Source organism: Xanthomonas sp. SHU 199 (genome assembly GCF_000364665.1).
In the GTDB taxonomy this organism is placed as follows: domain Bacteria; phylum Pseudomonadota; class Gammaproteobacteria; order Xanthomonadales; family Xanthomonadaceae; genus Xanthomonas_A; species Xanthomonas_A sontii.
The window spans coordinates 1-320 of sequence record NZ_AQOI01000863.1 but is presented as its reverse complement, the minus strand read 5'-3'; the positions used below and the strand labels follow the sequence as shown (position 1 = coordinate 320).

1 protein-coding gene is annotated in these 320 nt (G+C 78.8%); it reads right to left on the bottom strand.

The features are described 5' to 3' along the window. Positions 1–320: hypothetical protein (locus D183_RS26790; protein WP_039729627.1), on the bottom strand; the 320-nt coding region annotated here is incomplete at both ends.

The following is a 320-nucleotide window of genomic DNA, read 5'->3' as shown; positions in this document are numbered from 1 at the left end:
CGGCGTGGTCGCCGAGCGCGTCCAGGCGCTGCGCGGCCTGCGTGTGCAGGGCGGCGGCGAACAGCGGGCTGCCGCGCAGCATCAGGGCCTGCGCCTGCGCATAGCGCGCCGCGACCTGGTCGGCCGCGCCGTAGCGCAGCGCCTGCTGCAGATAGCGCAGGCGCAGCCCGGCATTGCCCAGGCGGGCGACGTCGCCCTCCAGCGCGGCGAGCGCGGGTTCGTCGTGCGCCGCGTGTACCTGGACCTGCAGTTGCAGCAGGCGGGTGCCGCTGGCGCGTGCCAGCGCCTCGGCCTGGCGCAGCGCGGCGGCGGCCGCGGCG